This window comes from Paenibacillus sp. J45TS6, assembly GCF_018403285.1.
GTDB lineage: Bacteria > Bacillota > Bacilli > Paenibacillales > Paenibacillaceae > Paenibacillus.
In genome coordinates this window covers 1-18,915 of sequence record NZ_BOSJ01000008.1, presented here as the reverse complement: position 1 = coordinate 18,915, position 18,915 = coordinate 1, and the positions used below count along the sequence as shown (strand labels likewise).

Genomic DNA, 18,915 nt, shown 5'->3' with positions numbered 1-18,915 from the left:
TTATTTTTTTCTCCGTAAGAAAATCCATACTGCAAATAAGAAAATGACAACGGCGAGTCCAATCGCTGTATAGGAAACAGCAAGGATATCCGATTGTTTTACTCCGATAGCAATATAGGCCCATACGAATACAAGCGGCATGATGAAGTCGTTATATCGGTAGCTAACTGCAAAGGCAACGATGCTGCCAAGCAGAAGCAGAATGATGGCCCATGTTTGATCTCCCAGGTTAAATCCGCTCCAGCCGAGTTTACTCAGCCATACGGTCACGTTAATCAGCGTCGCTACACTAACCCACCCTATATAGATGCTAAATGGAAGTTTGACAAACCAAGTTTCTCCGAGCGTAGGGGAAGGGATGTCTCGTGTACGTAAATACATTTGAATAAGGGAGAACAATAAAATGAATATGACAAGTACGGACCATCCGATCAGAAGGTTCTGCCAGAGGATGATCCAGCCTGCGTTTGCTAAACAGCTAATGAAGAACCAGATTCCGACACGTGCTGTTGTATTTCGATTTTTTTGAGAAGGCAAAAACTGAAAAATAACAAAGCAGGCAAGGAGGATATAAATGACAGACCAGATGATAAATGCGTATCCAGCCGGAGTAATTAATACCGGATAAAGTTCAGATACTTCCTGTGTTGTTCTTCCTCCGATCGGTAATATATTCGCGAGTGCGTTGACTACAATAACAAGAATCAAGCCTACTACATTTAACCATTTGTAAGAGTTGTGTTTGCTGTTAACTTGCATACGATAACCTCCAGTAATTAATTTTGAAGAGGGTAAATATGTAATGACCAACGAGTCATGGAATACTTACCCATCTCTTAAATTTTTCAATCAAAAGAATATGCTTTCCCTAGAGGTGCCCCGATGAAGAATAAGGCGGCAAATCACTTCAGAAACAGGCATGATCGCGCTCTATTTTCTATATTATGTAATTATATCCCTTAAATATCATTCAATTTCCTTTAAGTGGGTTATATATAAAATAAAATGGTTAAAGAAAGGGGAGTTCATCCATGAACCGAAAATCTTCACAGATGATGCAGCAATTTATTTTCGTTGGTCCTGCTCTATTTTTCTTTATGCTCATCATTGCAGCACCGTTTCTGCTGGGGATGTATTACTCCTTCACGGAATGGAGTGGTGCCTCAAAAGATCCCGTTTGGGTGGGGTTCGCTAACTTCACCAAAATATTTACAGATGATCCTGCATTTTTGAAATCGTTTACATTCACGGCTTTGTTTACAGTGGCAGGGGTTCTGCTCACCAATCTTATTGGATTTTTTCTTGCTTACTTTTTAACGAAGCCGCTGAAGACTAAAAATCTGCTGCGGACCGTATTTTTTATGCCGAATGTCATCGGCGGGCTCTTGCTCGGATTTATCTGGCAATTTATATTTGTCCGCGGTTTCGCATCTGTGGGCGAAGTGACGGGGCTTGCTTTTTTTAATCTGCCTTGGCTAGGGGATGAAACGACCGCTTTCTGGGCCATCGTCATCGTATTCGTATGGCAGACCGCAGGATATTTAATGGTAATTTACATATCTTCTCTAAACAATGTGCCGACAGAAGTGTTGGAGGCTGCTCAGATTGATGGAGCCACCCGTGGACAGATCTTAAGAAGTATTATCGTTCCGCTCATTATGCCGGGAGTAACGGTCTGTCTATTTCTTGCCATCTCTTGGTCGTTCAAGATGTTTGATCTAAACCTCTCGCTGACAAAAGGAGGACCATTCCGCTCCACGGAGTCTCTTGCGCTGAACATTTATAATGAAGCATTCGTGAACGGAAGATACGGACTTGGTACAGCGAAGGCACTCATTTTCTTCATCGTGGTTGCGATTATTACCAGCATCCAGGTTCGTCTGACGAAGAGCCGGGAGGTGGAAGCCTAATGGAAACGAGTAAAAACTACCGTTTTACTACACTCCTCACCGAAATCATTATGATCTTGATCGCTTTATTGTTTCTCGTTCCGTTCTATTTCCTTTTTGTGAACTCTGTTAAAAGTTTTGGTGATCTGCTGACTAATGCGGCAGCATGGCCGAAAGTTTTTGAATGGGGCAATTATCAGCGAGCGTGGGAGATTACCAAATTTCCAAAGGTATTATTCAACTCTCTGTTTGTAACGATTGTCAGCAATTTATTGCTTGTCTTGTTTAGTTCCATGACGGCCTACCGGATGGTAAGGCACAACAGCAGGTTTAACCGCGTCCTCTTTACGCTGTTTGTTGCTGCCATGGTCATTCCTTTTCAGTCCATCATGATTCCGCTTGTTAAGGTGACAAGCACCGTTGGGCTGATGAACAGTCACTATGGGCTTATTATTTGTTATCTCGGTTTTGGCATACCGATATCCGTATTTCTATTCCATGGTTTTGTGAAGTCCGTTCCCATTGAGATTGAGGAAGCAGCAAGAGTGGATGGAAGCAATGCGTATGGGGTATTTTTCCGAATTGTATATCCGCTTATGCGACCGATGTATGTGACGATCATTATACTGAACACGCTTTGGATCTGGAATGACTATCTGCTGCCGTCCATCCTTCTGCAGAATAGTTCACTACATACCATTCCAATTGCCACGTATGCTTTTTTTGGACAATATACAAAGCAGTGGGATTTAGCTCTGCCTGCGCTAGTGCTTGGCATTACACCAGTCATTATTTTCTTCCTTCTGATGCAAAAGTACATTATTCAAGGAATCACCGCAGGTTCAGTAAAGGGATGACAGCTCATTTTATAATATACAGGAGGGGTTTAAATTGAGAAGAAAAGGGATGTTTGCACTCACTTCATTATTACTGTGTTCGCTGGTTGTTGCGGGTTGCGGTGGAGGTAAAGACGGCGAGTCTGCAGATGGAAAGAAAACAATTAAAATCTTTCAATATAAGGTAGAGATTGCCGAAGCCTTTGACCGCTTGATTACGGAGTATGAGACGGAGCATCCAGATATCAACATTGAGATTGAAACGGTGGGCGGGGGCAGTGATTATGGGGCTGCGCTAAAAACAAAATTTGCCGGTTCCGAACATCCGGATATTTTTAATGTGGGCGGTTACCGTGAACTGGATACTTGGATCGATAGTTTGGAAGATCTCTCTGGAGAACCTTGGGTAAGCGATGTGCTTGATGTGGCCAAAGAACCTATGACAAAAGACGGCAAGTTGTATGGTCAACCTTTGGGACTTGAAGGATACGGATTTATATATAATAAAGATTTATTTAAACAAGCAGGGATTACGGAATTACCGAAGACGCTCAGTGAGCTGCAGGCAGCAGCCCAGAAACTTCAGGACGCGGGAATCATTCCTTTTTCAAATGGATATCAGGAATGGTGGGTACTTGGCAATCATAATGTAAATGTACCGTTTGCGAATCAAGCCGATCCTGTCGCTTTTATCCAGGGATTGAATGAAGGAACGGAGAAAATTCCAGGGAATCCCGTGTTCGAGGATTGGATTAAGCTGCTGGATTTGACACTGCAGTACAGCAACAAGAATCCGCTGACCACAGACTATAACACCCAAGTTACGACCTTTGCTACAGGAGAAGCAGCGATGATGCAGCAGGGCAACTGGACACAGGTGCAGATCGATGGAATTAATCCTGATCTGAACTTAGGTATACTGCCGATGCCGATTGGAGATGATGCTGAGGCATCCGATAAACTATTTGTTGGTGTACCTAACTTCTATGTGGTGAACAAAGAGTCTAATGTGAAAGACGAAGCAAAAGGTTTTCTTGAATGGCTTGTGACTTCCGAGACAGGGAAGAGATATATGACGGAAGAGTTTAAATTCATTCCTGCCTTTAAGAGTATTACGGCAGATTCCGAAGCGCTTGGCGATCTTGCTGCTGACCTCATTCAATATAGTGATGATGATAAAGTGCTTAGTTGGAACTTCAATCGCTTTCCAGAAGGAGTGCCGCAAGAGTTTGGTGCCGTGATGCAGGCCTATGTTGCGAAGCCGGATCCTGTGAAATTACTTGAAGATCTGCAGAAGAGTTGGGACAGCCTGAAAAAATAAAATGAAGGAAGATGATCTCGTTCATTCGGGATCATTTTCCTTTATAGCGTTTTTATTTCTCCTCCTTGAACATACTAAGCTTATCCATTTTATTCTAAAGCAGGAGGATAGGAAATGGATACGATATCGTAGACCTAGTTTCCTTTAACGAGTTATTAGGTTTATAATGTAAATTTACAGCATTTCAATGTAACTCATAGATATCACATAAAAATCGGTTCAAGCTTACAGGCTATAACCGATTCTTTTTTTGTCTCCTATAGAAAAAAAGTAAGGTTTTGATTTTTAAATTGAACGATTTTCGTATATGATGAAGAGTAACAATCTAAAAGGGCTAACGGGTGACTTGCGATGAATCAACCACTATATGGAATTTGGCTCGGAGACGTATTTTTTTGTTTTTCTGGAGAAACGTCGGAACCCAGGGTCGATGCCTGGAGCCATGGAATACGTAAATTGAAATTAAAAGGCGGTACCTACCGCCCGTTTCAACATGCAGCCTTGCGTCTTGCGGAACTCAGATGGCAGACCAACAAGGTACAGACCTCAAGTGCAGATACAAACAAGAAAAAACGAATGGGAATGGGACGGACGCTCGAGGGACTCGCGCTCAGCCCGAAAGACGCATTCGAATTATTAATACACTGGAACAAAGAAGAGGCAGCCGGAGCAGGGTTTGAAGCCGGAGAAGAAATGGAATATTGGTCTAAAGCAGCTTTATTTGCTTTGGAATTACTGCTCCGAGGTCAGATTGCTCCGGGGGTCGCTCCGGTGACAGCAACAGGCGGAAGAAGACGAGGGAATCAATCTGCAGTAAAGGGTGCTTGGCACCCGAGACTTAGAGAGAAAGAAGACATAGAACGCTTTGCGATCCTTGCGGAATCCATCCCTCCGATTGCACTGACAGCTACCGTTGTTTACGCGGATACGGAGGCGGGGTCTGTTAAGGAAGCAGGCGGTGCCGTGCTTTACTCTTTCCTTAGTCAAATGATCCATGCAGCAGTTTCTTCCGAAATTGCAGCTGTGGAAAGCAGCTTGTCTAAATATCGCGTGAATTATCGCAGAGGATATTCTCCACTATCAGAACTATGGTGGAATAGTCTCCTTACCGGTTCACGAGAACTAAGCGTACAAGGAACAATTCAAGAAATTGAAGAGTTGTCAGATGCGGTTAGTGAGGCAGGAGAAAGTTCTCCTCCGCCTATAGAGAGTGAATCTTCGGGACCTGCTGCCGGGAAACTGCGACTAGGGCTTCGGTTAGAACCCTCAGAGGCAAGTTCCGAATGGAACGTTAGTTTTTGGGCTGAAAGTGAAACCGAGTCCGATTTTCGGGTTCCGATTGAAGCGATATGGTCTCACCCTTCTCAGGAGGTAGACCGCGGTACAACCGTGTATGAATCCATACAGGAACAGATGTTAATGGCGTTTGGCAAAGCATGTGAACTGGCTCCTGCGCTAAGATCAGGATGGAGCGGATCTCCCACATCTGTCAAAATGAATACAGAAGTGTTCTATGATTTTATGGCGCATGCTGTCCCTAAACTGCAGAAGAGCGGCGTGACGGTAATGATGCCTTCTAGATGGAGTAAGGAAGGGAAACGAAAAACAGGACTTAAATTAAAGATGCTCCCACACCCAGGCCGCGTCGGATCAGTAAAACGAACCTCGACACTCGGGATGGAGCAGCTGGTTGCTTTTGAAGCAGAGGCCATGCTGGATGGGATTCCGATCTCACAAGAAGAACTTGCTAGACTTGCGGCGTCTACGTTTCCTTTAGTGGAATTCCGCGGAGAGTGGATTGAGATTGATCCTAAAGAAATCCGTCAGGTCCTTCGCTTCATGAAGAAGAATGAAGAAGGTACGATGGCATTATTGGAATGGATGCATCTAGTCGCAGAAGATGAGGAAGATGCGAACTGGAAAGGCCTTTCTATCTTTGGTGCAGAGTCCTACGGGATGTTGTCCTTCTTGCTTGAAGGGCAAGTACTAAAAGGAATAGAGCCTAAATCAGTACCTCCATCTCTGCATGGTAATCTAAGACCTTATCAAGAGCGGGGTTTCCAGTGGCTGTCTGCTATGCGGGATCTTGGTTTTGGGGTGTGTCTTGCCGATGATATGGGACTTGGAAAAACGATTCAGGTCATTACCTGCCTGCTTGACTCCAAGCTCGCAGCGAAGGAGATCAGAGAAGCAGAACGTAAGCTTGAAGGAATGGCAGAAGATGAATTTGATACAGAAGGTCCTGCACTCATCGTGTGTCCTACTTCACTGCTGGGCAACTGGCAGCGGGAACTCGCACGATTTGCTCCGGACTTCAAATTATATATCCATCACGGTACCCAGCGTTTGCATGGCGACCGCTTCCGTGAACAGGCAGAAGAACATGATATTGTCCTGACAACGTATCATCTGGCTGGCAGGGATGGGGCAGATCTTGCTTCAATCCACTGGTCTTCTGTAGTGCTTGATGAAGCGCAGTATATTAAAAACTATCGTACGAAACAGGCGCAAAGCGTAATGAAACTGTCTGCTCCGCACCGCATTGCGATGACGGGAACACCAGTGGAGAATCGGCTTAGTGAGCTGTGGTCTATTTTTCAATTTCTTAATCCGGGATATCTCGGTACGGCAGCTTCATTCCGGCAGCGTTATGTAGCTGGCAGCGAGGAAGGGGCACAGTCCCTTCGTGAACTGCATAAGCTCGTGTCTCCGTTTATGCTTAGAAGGCTCAAGAGCGACCCAGATATCCGTAAGGATCTTCCGGAGAAGCTGGAACTGAAATCTTATTGCTCTTTAACTGTGGAGCAGACTGCCCTTTACAAAGGGGTAGTTGATCAATTGCTTACAGGGATTGAAGGTCAAACCGGTTTTACGCGAAAAGGTGTGGTTCTGTCCTCTCTAACTAAGCTTAAGCAGATCTGTGATCATCCTGTACTGCTGGAGCCAAATCGTAAAGAACAGAGCGGGCGGGTGGAACTGTCAGGCAAGCTGGAACGTTTGATGGAGCTTACCGATGCGATTCGAGATAATGGAGAATCGGCACTTATCTTTACGCAGTATGTCTCCATGGGAGATATTCTGGTGAATCAATTGACTCAGCGCTACAACGAGAAACCTTTCTTCCTTCATGGAGGAATCTCCAAAGCAGACCGTGATGCGATGGTGGACAGTTTCCAAAAAGGCGAAGGCCCGTCTATCTTTGTCCTTTCCTTACGTGCGGGCGGTGTCGGTCTTAACCTTACCCATGCGAGTCATGTCATTCACTATGATCGCTGGTGGAATCCAGCCGTAGAGAATCAGGCAACAGACCGTGTATTCCGGATTGGACAAAAGAGAAACGTTCAGGTTCATAAACTGATCTGCCAAGGTACGCTGGAAGAGCGAATTGATGAATTGATAGAGAGTAAGAAACAGCTGTCCGAGCAGGTTGTAGGTTCCGGTGAGAACTGGCTTACGGAAATGTCTGACGATGAACTGAAAGGGCTTGTTACCTTACAGGGAGAAATGTGGATGTAATTCGTAGATTTTGATTTAGGAAAGGGTGAGGTGAAGGTGAACATCGAAGTGAAGGAATTTCAGCTGGAGCCTCACGGATGGAAGGCAACCGTATCTAGTGGAGTGAGGGATTCGGAAGATAACAATGTGGAATGCAAAGGGCATGTGAACCCCCTTGATGACATTGAGAAAAAAACTTTGCTTGAGCAGTTAGCAGAGTCTGCATATCTTGTGTACACACTGATGGAAAATAAGCCGTTGCCGCCTGAAGAAGCGGCAATTCTAATCCCCTTCGCTACCGAGATGCAGGTGACCTGCACCTGTGAGAGCGAAGCATGCGAACATGCGGAAGCGGCTAGAATAGCTGCCGCTTCCTGGGCAACCCGTGAGCCGCTGGCCCTCTTAAGCCTGCTAGGCATTACACGCACGGCGCTCCTTGACAGTGTATTCGGCTCTTGGGCAGCCGAATCAGAAGGGAAAGCACTGCCTGGGGCAGCGCTGTTGCAGCGACCGGCTGCGCGAGCAGGTGGCAACGTCTCCGCGATCATGGATTACATCGCGGAGAGTGTCCAAGACAGCGCGCTCCACAAGCCTGGCCATCGGCTGACGGAGGTGGAGCTGCGCCTGAAGGCGCCTTCCAAAATGACGCCTCCTCCAAAACTTGCATCTTTGCTGCCTCAGGCACCTACGGATGCTGCGCTGACCCATTTACGAGAACAGATGTCCAAGCGGGCGACAGAATGGGCACCCCATTCAGCACAGACAAAGTCTGGGAGCAAGACGAAGTAAATAGGATCATGACAGAGCATAAGATATCTGTGTCTCATGACAATCATTGTCAGGAGGCGTCAGCGTTCTTTTGCTCTGTTTATTTTTAGTCTACAATAGAGCATGGACAAGCTATATGTGGATGGGGGAGAGTAATAGATGATAACGACGAAGATGAAAAGACACCGCTGGACAATTGCTCTGCTGTCTACACTGTTGGTCAGCACCGTTCTACTCACGGGCTGTAAAGTAGGTGGACAAGGCCAGCAGGAAGGACAAAACCTGAATGCTCCGGCGACAGGTAATACTTCTGTGGAAGTAACCCCAGATGGAACAGATGACAATACGGACGGTATAGAAACCGGTGAAGGAGATACAGAAACAGACAGCGTCATGGCTTTGCGTGCACAAAGTTCACTGCAGAGCAGTATTCAGCAGGAAGGTGACCGAAGTGTTGTAACCAATGCGGAAGCAGTGACGGTCATCGTGAATAAAGAGCGGAGTCTGCCGGAAGGGTATGAACCGGATGATTTGGTTGAACCGAATGTTCCTTTCTCCTTTGACGGGCCTCATGAGAAACGTCATTTACGGAAGGAAGCAGCAGCTGCCCTTGAAGAATTATTTGCTGCAGCAGAGGAAGATGGTATAGAACTTCGAGCGGTGTCTGGCTATCGCTCATACGAACGGCAAGTTTCTGTGTATAACAGCAGTGTAGAGCGTAACGGTGAAGAATATGCGGCAAGAGTAAGTGCGAAACCAGGCTACAGTGAACATCAGACAGGACTTGCCATTGATGTATCCAGTCCAAGTGTCGGCAATGTAATCGAAGAAGTGTTTGGCGACTCAGAAGAAGGCAAGTGGCTGGAAGAACATGCGCCGGAATACGGCTTTGTGATTCGTTATCTCAAAGACCGGGAAGATATCACTGGTTATGTATACGAGCCATGGCATATCCGCTATGTAGGTAAAGAGTTAGCGCCGGATATCGCTGAGAGCGGTCTAACACTGGAAGAGTACTTTGATGAAGCGAATATTAAATTGTAAGTTGAATAAGAGATAGAAGAAGGCAGCCCCTGAGAGGCTGCCTTTTTGAATATACGCAAAGAAGGATAAGTATAAATCCTGTCTATTATGTCTGGTTCGAATACAATGTTTCTATGATTTCCCTATTCAGTTGCTTGTTCTACAACCAGTTTCATCGCGTTCGCAATAGGAGGAAGGCTGCGAGTCGTAATGCCGTTATAAACGCCAATTACATAGTCTTTTTCCTTAAGTGTAGAAGGATCAATTGCTTCTCCTTTGGTATCTACTACTTTCGTTTCTGAACTGATGTTAAATACGATACCGCTAGCTGGCGCTTCGTCTATACCCTGACCTTTCAGGAGGATGCTGCGTTCACCCGTATCCGAAGTTGTTACTTCACTAATCGCACCTTCCGCGATAACAAGATCCGCTTTTGCTTGCTCGGTTACGGTGATCTTGTATACCGGAGATTGCGGAGGAAGGCTGAGCGTTGCAAACATCGCGTGTTCAGCTTCAACCTGATCGCCAACTTTGAGATCTTTAAATTCAAGTGCATCTCCGTTTGCAAGTGCAAACTTCGTATCTTCACTCACATGAAGAACGATTCCTTTTGCGCCATTTCCATTGATATGAACGGATTGTCTGCCTTCTTCGGATGATAAGGATGTGATAATTCCGCTTGCTTCTGTTACTTCTTGCTCTGAAGCATTAGCTTGATCTGTAGTAATTATAATTTGACTCCCTTCTACCGCTACGTTACCGTACAGAACCTCGCTGACAAAGTTCAAAGGTACATACTGCGTGTTATTTACTATTTCAGGAGCTTGGCCTAAACGAACAAGCATCTTATTTACATTATAAGCATCTTCCCCTGTCATAATGGAAGTCCATTGAATTCCTTTGGTAAGCTCACTTGCTTTGGTGTCTGGTACCCATTTTACTTCCATTCCAAGTGCTTCTGCTAGAGAACGTACAGGAATCATTGGTTGAGCAGCGGTTGATACTTGGTAACCATCCTCGATAGCCTGTCCATTCACCGTGATAGTGTATGCCTGTTTAAGGTTGCTTGAGATCGGCACTGGAGCGCTGGCGTCGGCGTATGCGTAGAGGGAACTACCTCCTAGAGCAATAGTTAATGCTGCAGCAGCTACACCGGTTTTCATTCGTTTGTTCATGTGTCTTCTCTCCTTCACTGATGTTTTTGTCATAAGATGATGACATCTTCTAGACGGAAAATATGGAGCAAGGTTGCATGGAGTAAGTGATCCTATACATGAAGTTGGTCCTTTGGATACTTAGTATATAATTAACCTGTTCAGAAATAATGAACAGTAATTCAGATAACAATCTAAATGAAAAACTCGGCTTGTATGAGGGGAAGCGGGAAAGAGGGACTTTATCGGAACAACATTATAATTTTTAGACAAAAAATAAAAAAATGAGAAACTGGATCCTATAGAGGTAGTTTCTCCCCAAGAAAAAACCTTAAACTTTAGGGTTCAATTTTCACATTAGTAGCATACCAATGCCCATTCTTAAGCTTCAAATCCATGGTCAGCGGTTCCTTAAAACCGAAGTCAGGCTGATCGTATTCGTGAGTTACAAATACTTTAGAAACAAAAAAGAAATGGAGCGGAAACACGATACCTACTTTGTGTTTGGAAGAGTCATAGGAAAAGTCAGCAGTAGTCGCACCACTTGTAATCGGATTTATTCTATTTAAGACAGACGGATCCATATATTCTTGATCATTACGATCTGCTGCCATGGCTTTATCCAGAATAATGTTAGTATCTTTCGCAATCCAAAAACCAAATATGATGTACAGTAGTGCAAATGAAGCGATAAAAGCTGTGATCCACACTTTTTTATTCATATTTTTTCCTCCTTAACAATTGGTAGATATTATAAACTACACCAACTTTTCGATCAAATTATATACTGTTATATAAAAATATGGGTATAAGGATTTATAAACGAACTTGCGAGAAATAGATGAATGCCACAAAGAAAGGAACATAAAGGAGCCCGGGCTTTATAGTCCCAGGCTCCCTTATTTATTTTACCGTCATAGAACACTATGGCTCCCAAACTACCGTGGTATAAGGAAGTGTGTCATAACTGCTGGCCCAATAATACCCAGGTGCCATAATCCGGCGAGGCTGGAATCCAATCTCTCCGGAAGGAGCACTTACCGTTTCGGAAGAGGATTGGAATACCCCGTTTGATGTAGTCTTGGCAGTAACGTATTTTCCAGCCATCTGAGTGAATCGGCCGCTAACCTCTGCACTAAGCGGTGTCCCGGTTTCAAGATCCACGACTCGTAAGGTTACGATAGCCTTGCCTCCCGTATATTCAAATGTCATTTCATCAATAATCATCGGTTTCAGCGTAGTAGAGGCCGTTGTCGCAGAGATAGCTTCGCTAGGGGGACCTTCATTTCCCTGCAAATCGACCGCTGTGATTTTGTAATAATAAGTGGTATCTGCAAGCAGTCCTTTATCTTTGTAAGATAATCCTTTGGCTGTTCCTGCATAAGTAAGAGGTCCCGTTGTAAAATCAGGTTCTGTACTCCGATAGATCCGGTAGTCATTCACTGCGGAGTTGTCGAATGCCATACCATAACGCACATCAATCCGTTCGTGATCAAAAGTTATCGCGGAGAGGTTGCCGCTGACTGTACTTGGCGGTTCCAGATCCGATGGAGGAGACCACTTGATTCCTCCCGGTCCCCACTTACTTGGGAAGTCGATGAACGAGGTGTAGTGGTGAATGGCGATTCCGCCAAACGCCGGGCTCTCTTGCATAGCCGCATACACTTTATTCAGCTCATCCTCCATAAAGGTTCTGCCTTCCTCATGGAAGCTGATCGTTTCGGGATCTCCGCCATCGGCAATATCTTTGGTTTCTACACCGATGATGACGGAGTTTGGCTTGCCTATGGATTCCGCGTATGCAATTTCCCCAAGTGCTTGTTGGATAATACCTGCACTTCCGTCTGCCTGATCACGGTAATTCATAATAGAAATATAATCAGCTGTATCCTGAATGTGTTCGGACAGCCATTTTGTTGATCCCTTCCACGGAATCGCACTGGCATCAGCTGAACTGTCATACCATCTTGGAATGGCTGCGCCCACTGGGAAAGTGATACCCGCAGCATGTTTCCGTTCCATCAGTGCAGCGAGCATATCAAGATACTGGATCTGGACAGACGGTTTTTCCGTCTTAAAATCAGGCAGGATATACGGCTCGGTATCGAGATTAATGCCATCAAACTTAGCGGAAGCTTCAGAAGCCATATTATAGTTCAGTACTTTTTCAAATTCCCGAACCGCTTGGGTGCGATATCTCTCGTAAGCTCCATAGTAGGGTGGTGTTGTGCCGCCAGCAATCAGCGCCTGTACTTTATACCCGTTATCATGTGCCCAAGTGACAAACTGCTGTACTTCTTCACGGTAATCTTCTAGCATCGAAGCTCCATTATAACGGTCAACGCCTAGATAGAGTGTGGTGATGGGACGGTCACTAAAAGTAGTAGTATCGGAAGTGAATTCAGCAAAAGTATCCCAGGAATTTGGATTCAGTATCAGATGATAGGATGCCGTTTCCCAGATCCAGATCGCTCGATCTTGAATGGGAAGAGGCTCGGTTTCTCCAGAATTAGAGGAGGAGTTACCTTGACCGATGGCTTGTGGATTGGGCGCTAGATAGGTAGTGAGACTGTATCCTGTGTTCCCGTTCTGATCTGTTGCCCTTGCCTCCAGGCTATACTTTTGTTTTTTGTTTAGATGTGCAACTTCCCAAGCATATTTATAAAATCCTTCTCCTTCCTTGTAAGTAGCAGGTTCCCAAGAACCTCCATTTACCCGAAGTTCAACCTGAGTGATCGTATTTTTGCCTTCTGCAGAAATATGAATGGGAATCGCACCTTTGTCACGAGGTAGGGGAGCATCTGTTTCGCCAGGGCTTACAATACGTACTTCGGGTACACTCGCGGCTGGATTATCTACGTTGAGATGAATAAAAGGGGACCAGATCCCGTATCTCGTTCCGATATCTTTGGATTTGAGCGCAATCTCAATAGAGCCGTCTAATGAGGACGTATCTAATGAATAAGACCATGTTCCCCTGTTGTCAGCATCGGGATCATCCATGTGAACGTCATTTACCAATTGACCATTGACCACAATTTCGACGTCGAATACATCTGTGTACGTACCATGAAGTTCCAGGGCTCCTGGGGAAACGTTCTGTTCATCCTGATGAGAATCAAAGGTCACACGGGCGGCAGCTTTTACGGGAAGAGAGGGGAGGAGCATCGTAACGAGGAAGAACACCAAACAAAGTAATCCACATTTTCGCGAAAATGAAGTCATGTTCATCTCACATCCTTGTCAGTATGATGTAAATCTTATTGACGACATCTACTGGATAAATCACGAATACGACGAAGATGCGAATCCAAGTGTCAGCTTAAAGCGGTTACTTTTAATTATTACAAGAAAATAGGGATTAGAACCGACTGGGAGATTCATGGCAGGTTATTTTTGCGGAAACATGAAAAGGCCCGATTCATAATCATGAACCGGACCTCTTTATTCTTCTAATTTATTTCCCTACTTATTAAGGGGGGAATCTTCATAACCCGTATCCTTGTAATCCGTGTGATCTAGCTTATTCAGCACCTTTTGCTGACGAATCATTGCCTTCGTTTGCTCCGTTCCCGTGTCATAAATAAGCTGATACAGTTCTTGAATGCGGTCCGTAAATTGCTCATTTGCATCATCATGATCTGCAGATTTGTATGGAACCGGCGTGCGCTGAAACGTATATTCGTCCTCTTTGCTAATCGATGACATCAAATCCTGCATTTGGGCAAGTTCATCTTGAGTCAGCTTTACCTCATAGTCACCCGATTCAATCGGTTCTTGATGAATGAGCTGCTGTGTGATGGAAACGTAATAAGTGTCCATTGGCTCTTTCCCCTTTCTATCTCATACATCCAGATAAAAGACAATTCACCTGTTTTATACACTAATAGGACAGAGGATGAATCATCCGCATAGATAGATTACTTAAGATGTCTCGGTAAAGCAGGTACTTCCCGCATCGTTTTTTTCATTTTTGATTTACAGAGCGGGCAAGGGGGTGCTTCCTCCTTCGGCTTGCCGGAGTGCTGACGAATCCAGGCAGGACAGGTATCTGATGTACATGACCATACCGGAACGGTTTCCATCCGCTGCGAGCTTCCTTTCATAAGGGAGGAAGAAGAGCTGTGTACCTTGCTTTTCGAGTGGAAGCGGTCTTTATCCGTATTTAAACGTTCTTTGGCACTCTGTTTCTTGTGGCCTGTATCTTTAACACCGAAGGCTTCCAGCAGAAATCTGGAGACAGGAGCCGGCTTACCATGCTGACTAGCAGGAGAGGTAATGAACAATCGCTGCTTCGCACGCGTGACAGCAACATAAGCAAGTCTGCGTTCCTCTTCAAGCAGAGCTTCGTCCACTTCTTTGGCAGCTGCGCCCGTCAATGCCGCTTTTCGGTCTTCGGGCACTTCTTTGGTCAGAGCGGAACTATGCGGCAGAATCCCTTCACTTGCACCAATCCAGTATACACAAGGGAATTCAAGCCCTTTGGCCCGGTGAATCGTCATCAGCTGTACTGCATCCTCATTGGCTGCTTGAAGAGCTTCCATCTCTTTATGTCTTCTCGATAGTTCGTCTGCAAAAGTGATAAAACTCTCCACGGTCTCAAACCGTTTTACAGATGCCTCAAGCTCATCCAGTGTTTCCATAATCGTTTCTTTATAGTGCGTGTAGATACTTGGATCGCCGCTCTCCAAATACGAATCGTAGAACTGTCTGCGCATTTCCTGAATCGCCGCAAGCGGAGTCATCGTCTGCAGCTGCTTAATCAGTTTAATTCGTTCTTTAACCTGTTCTTGCTGAAAAGGTTTCAGGCGATCCCATCTCGAAAAATGAATGAGCGGATATTTTTTAGGTTGCAGCTTCTCTTGTCCTGCCAAGTATTCGAGACCTGCTTCACGTGAGATATATAAAGGTCCGAGTGTACTTGGAATCGCATCAAAATTACGCGGGTGAAGAGATAACCTTAGGTGATCCATCAGCGGCTTCACTAACGTCTGATCATAGAAGACAGGAGTAGCCCCATATTGTACAAAAGGGATTTCTTTTAGAACAAGTTGTTCAAAAATAGCACGGCTGCTGCTTGCTGTCCGGTGCAGGATCGCAATATCTTGGTACGAAAGCTGTCCTTCTTCTATAATCTCCTGAATATGGCTGACGACCATTGCTGCCTCTTCTTCCACTCCAGAAGGAGTAGCAAACAATGGTTGATATCCAGATTTCCCGGCAGAGACCAGTTTTTTATACCGGCGTTTCTTGTTATAACGTACAATCTCTGTACCAAGACCAAGAATGCGAGCATCAGAACGGTAATTAATATCCAGCGTAACGATGGATGCCCGAGGATAGACTTTATCAAAATCAAGGATCGCTTCTTGTCTTGCTCCATTAAAGGTGTATATTGTCTGGTCGTCATCACCGACTACCATCAGGTTCCGGTGGGAAGCTGCAAGTTTACGTACAATCTCGTACTGAAGACTGTTGGTATCTTGAAATTCATCCACCATAATATATTGGAATCGTTTCTGAAGCGGACGCAGAATGGCAGGATCATTTAACAGTTCCGCAGCCCGCAGCAAAATATCATCAAAGTCCATCTTGTGACGTTCTTTCTTCCATGCTTCATACCCGGTAAGAATCTGTTTAACGTCTCTTTCTTCTTGTGACGTCTCCGGAAGATCTTCGGTCCGTTTTCCTTCCATCTTCCAGGAAGAGAGGGAGGAGAGCAGGCTTTCCGGCTGAAATGCATCGCTTAATCCATGTTTACGCTGAATCATTTTAATGACGGTATGCTGTGCTCTCATGTCACCAAAAATATCTTCCGTTACCCCGTAGTGACGCAGCAGCATCAAGGCAAAGGAGTGGAAGGTTCTCGCTTGTACCGCTCGTGCAGCAGCAGAACGAATACCAGGGAGTGTCGAAATACGAGATTTCATCTCTGCAGCGGCTTTACTAGTAAAAGTGACGAGCAGAATACTGCCGGCAGGTACATTTCGAACTTGAATGAGGTATCCGGCTCTTGCAGCAAGAACCGTCGTTTTCCCACAACCAGCTCCTGCCAAAGTTAAAATAGGACCGTCACCATGCCTTACAGCTTTAATCTGTGGACCGTTCAGCAGAATACCGGCCTCCTCCAAAGATCGGAAGTATTCGGCATCCGGGTCCGTATCACGAACGAGCTCCAGGCTTGTTTGTTCGGGCGCTTCTTTCGCCTTAGGCATTCGGGCACTCGATGGGACCCCTAAAGGGCGAGGATAAAATATAGGATTTGTGCTATACATAAATGGTGTACACCTCATCTAAAATCAAAGTAAAACATTGCCCTTTTCACAAGAGGGTTGTAAATTTGGTATGATAGAGTCATAAAAACATCTGATGATTGATAAACTTTAGGGTGATTACATATAAGCTGGTTACTTGTCTGCATGTAACAGACTGTTCTCTATTATACCGAAACTATCAATTCAAGCGAAGTATACGGTATAATTTGACGATAAAGTTTAGCATAGGGTGTTATTGCTGTAATAAGGTACTGAAAGCTATAAGCTGCAATGTTTGCAAAGTGCAACTTGTTACATGGAATGAGGAGGAATTAAACGCATGAACTTTTTACAACGAATTAAAGACGGGGCAGGGCGTGCGACTGAAAAGGCGCAGCATGCTGTAGAGATTAACAAAATCAATTCGCAAATTGCGAACATCAAGCACGACATGTCCGTGAACTATACAGAAATGGGCCGCATCTTCTACGAAGGGTATCGTGCACAAGATATGTCTTTAGCAGAAGAAAGAATGATGGAACTTTCGGCAGATTGCGACACGCTTCAGGATGAGATTGATGAATTGCGCGAGAAGATTGCGCTGCTCAAAAACGAGCGGGTTTGCGTCTGTGGTCATGTATCGGATCTGGATGCTAATTTCTGTCCAAAATGCGGCCGTGCTTTAACAGGAAACGAGAAGTCAGCTCCGGCAGCGCATGCACAAGCTAAACCGGAAGCAGCAGCTACCGTTGCTGAAGAAGAGATAGAAGAGGAAGAACTTTTCCCGGATCTGCTTTTGTCTGAGGAAGAGATTCCTAGTGAAAATTACGATCTAGGAGACTTCCTGCCGGAAGAAAAAGAAGAGTTTGACGCAGAGTGGGAACGCAGACGCTTGGAAGAGATGCAACGCGAAAGCGAGAGGCAGCAGGAGCTGGATGAGCGTATAAGGTACTGGAAAGAAAACAATCAGCACCAAGAAAAGGTAGAAACGGAACTTCCGCGAGAAACCGTAAAGTGTCAGATTTGTGCAGCGGAGCTGCCAAAAGGATCTAAATGGTGTCCGCATTGCGGAGCAGAACAGATCTAATCTGCGGGGTGACCCTATAAACATAAGCATCAACGTTCCTGAACAGCATGGGAGGACAAAGGAATATGGACCAGTTGCTGCAGCATCTAAGAAGTCTTGGATTTACAGAGATGGAATCAAAAATCATGGTGCACTTGTCAAAGGAAGGAGCTTCTTCCGGATACGAAGTGTCCAAACGGCTTGGGGCATCTCGCTCTAGTGTATACGCAGTGCTGCAGCGGCTGCATGCGCGCGGAATTCTCTGTTGCAGTGACAGTGAACCTGCGAAGTATACCATGCTGCCTGCAGAGGAGTTCGCACATATCATTTCAAATCATGTACAAGAATCGCTTGGGTATGTTGTGCAGGCAATGCCAAAACAGAAGACTGGCTCCCCTGGGTTTATTACGCTCCAAGGAGACCGCCAGATCATGGAGATACTTGCCAAGGAAATGGCCAGGGCCGAATATGAAATTATTATTGATCTGTGTTCGGAGGAAGCTTCCTTATTTCACGATGTGCTGAAGGATGCTGAAGAGCGAGGGGTTAGGCTGCTATGGTCTTGTGATGCAGGGAATGCAGTTAACAATCCCTTCTTTGGATGGCATCCATTTACAGATCAAGAGACTCCGTCTCTATTTGAAGGTCGAACCTTTTCATTTGTTATCGACCGGAAGTGGAGCCTGCTTGGCAGCCGCGGCAATGAAACGGATACTATAGGACTTGTAACGGAACATCCCGTTATGGTTCGGCTTCTTCTCGGATATTTTGCCCAGGAACTCATTATGTATGAATTGGAACAAGATTTAGGTCCGGAGATTCAAAGTAGATATGGTCCTCATTATGAACAGATTTGGAATAAGTATAGGTAACGTCTAAAAAACCCTTCTTTTCTATCCGAATAAGGATAAAGAAGGGTTTTACCTGTTTTGTGCATGAACTGAACCCTATTAAGTAGACAGTTTTAAAAAAAGGATGCGCTGCTGTTTAAGCGGCAATGAGATGACTTCGGTATGCTGCGAGGCCACTGAAAAAGTCCAATATCTAAAATCAGGATGCCTTTCCTCAATATTGAGGAAAGGCATCCTGATTTTTTGTATAATAAAAGT

Annotated in this window: 14 protein-coding genes; 8 read left to right on the top strand and 6 right to left on the bottom strand. The window is 45.1% G+C overall.

The window, feature by feature from the left end; all coding sequences use genetic code 11:
• A complete protein-coding gene (locus tag KJS58_RS13275) occupies window positions 1–759 on the bottom strand; it encodes a TspO/MBR family protein (RefSeq protein WP_213532968.1) in 759 nt (252 codons plus the stop codon).
• Between the two features lie 272 nt (window positions 760–1,031).
• On the opposite strand from KJS58_RS13275, the gene KJS58_RS13270 reads away from it, so the two are divergent.
• The 6 genes from KJS58_RS13270 to KJS58_RS13245 all read left to right on the top strand — a co-directional run bounded on the left by KJS58_RS13270 (window position 1,032) and on the right by KJS58_RS13245 (window position 9,353).
• Window positions 1,032–1,910, top strand: coding sequence for a carbohydrate ABC transporter permease (locus KJS58_RS13270; RefSeq protein ID WP_213532967.1), 879 nt, complete (start codon window positions 1,032–1,034; stop codon window positions 1,908–1,910).
• The gene (locus tag KJS58_RS13265; RefSeq protein WP_191800101.1) at window positions 1,910–2,746 is read left to right on the top strand and encodes a carbohydrate ABC transporter permease; all 837 of its coding nucleotides are present in this window, start codon (window positions 1,910–1,912) and stop codon (window positions 2,744–2,746) included. The genes KJS58_RS13270 and KJS58_RS13265 overlap by 1 nt, the downstream gene beginning before the upstream one ends.
• A 34-nt stretch (window positions 2,747–2,780) precedes the next feature.
• On the top strand, window positions 2,781–4,046 hold the full coding sequence (locus KJS58_RS13260) for an ABC transporter substrate-binding protein (protein ID WP_374705811.1): 1,266 nt from the start codon (window positions 2,781–2,783) through the stop codon (window positions 4,044–4,046).
• 351 nt (window positions 4,047–4,397) lie between these two features.
• Window positions 4,398–7,562, top strand: a complete 3,165-nt coding sequence (locus tag KJS58_RS13255; protein WP_213532966.1) for a DEAD/DEAH box helicase — start codon at window positions 4,398–4,400, stop codon at window positions 7,560–7,562.
• Window positions 7,563–7,610: 48 nt separating this feature from the next.
• Entirely contained in the window at window positions 7,611–8,330 is a 720-nt protein-coding gene (locus KJS58_RS13250) for a hypothetical protein (protein WP_213532965.1), read from the top strand.
• Between the two features lie 153 nt (window positions 8,331–8,483).
• The gene (locus KJS58_RS13245) at window positions 8,484–9,353 is read left to right on the top strand and encodes a M15 family metallopeptidase (protein WP_213533201.1); all 870 of its coding nucleotides are present in this window, start codon (window positions 8,484–8,486) and stop codon (window positions 9,351–9,353) included.
• Between the two features lie 122 nt (window positions 9,354–9,475).
• Here KJS58_RS13245 and KJS58_RS13240 read toward each other — a convergent pair whose 3' ends face one another.
• The 5 genes from KJS58_RS13240 to KJS58_RS13220 all read right to left on the bottom strand — a co-directional run bounded on the left by KJS58_RS13240 (window position 9,476) and on the right by KJS58_RS13220 (window position 16,761).
• Window positions 9,476–10,507, bottom strand: coding sequence for a copper amine oxidase N-terminal domain-containing protein (locus KJS58_RS13240; RefSeq protein WP_213532964.1), 1,032 nt, complete (start codon window positions 10,505–10,507; stop codon window positions 9,476–9,478).
• A 317-nt stretch (window positions 10,508–10,824) separates the two neighbouring features.
• Window positions 10,825–11,208 (bottom strand): hypothetical protein, encoded by a 384-nt coding sequence (locus KJS58_RS13235; RefSeq protein ID WP_213532963.1) that lies wholly within the window; start codon window positions 11,206–11,208, stop codon window positions 10,825–10,827.
• Window positions 11,209–11,410: 202 nt separating this feature from the next.
• A complete protein-coding gene (locus KJS58_RS13230) occupies window positions 11,411–13,711 on the bottom strand; it encodes an Ig-like domain-containing protein (protein WP_213532962.1) in 2,301 nt (766 codons plus the stop codon).
• A gap of 240 nt (window positions 13,712–13,951) precedes the next feature.
• Window positions 13,952–14,308 (bottom strand): hypothetical protein, encoded by a 357-nt coding sequence (locus tag KJS58_RS13225; protein WP_213532961.1) that lies wholly within the window; start codon window positions 14,306–14,308, stop codon window positions 13,952–13,954.
• Window positions 14,309–14,406: 98 nt separating this feature from the next.
• Window positions 14,407–16,761: a UvrD-helicase domain-containing protein gene (locus tag KJS58_RS13220; RefSeq protein ID WP_213532960.1), complete on the bottom strand. Its 2,355-nt coding sequence runs from the start codon at window positions 16,759–16,761 to the stop codon at window positions 14,407–14,409.
• Between the two features lie 319 nt (window positions 16,762–17,080).
• Between KJS58_RS13220 and KJS58_RS13215 the strand changes: the two genes are divergently transcribed.
• Window positions 17,081–17,827, top strand: a complete 747-nt coding sequence (locus tag KJS58_RS13215; RefSeq protein ID WP_213532959.1) for a zinc ribbon domain-containing protein — start codon at window positions 17,081–17,083, stop codon at window positions 17,825–17,827.
• A 65-nt stretch (window positions 17,828–17,892) separates the two neighbouring features.
• Window positions 17,893–18,678, top strand: a complete 786-nt coding sequence (locus tag KJS58_RS13210) for a TrmB family transcriptional regulator (RefSeq protein ID WP_213532958.1) — start codon at window positions 17,893–17,895, stop codon at window positions 18,676–18,678.
• Window positions 18,679–18,915: the final 237 nt, after the last annotated feature.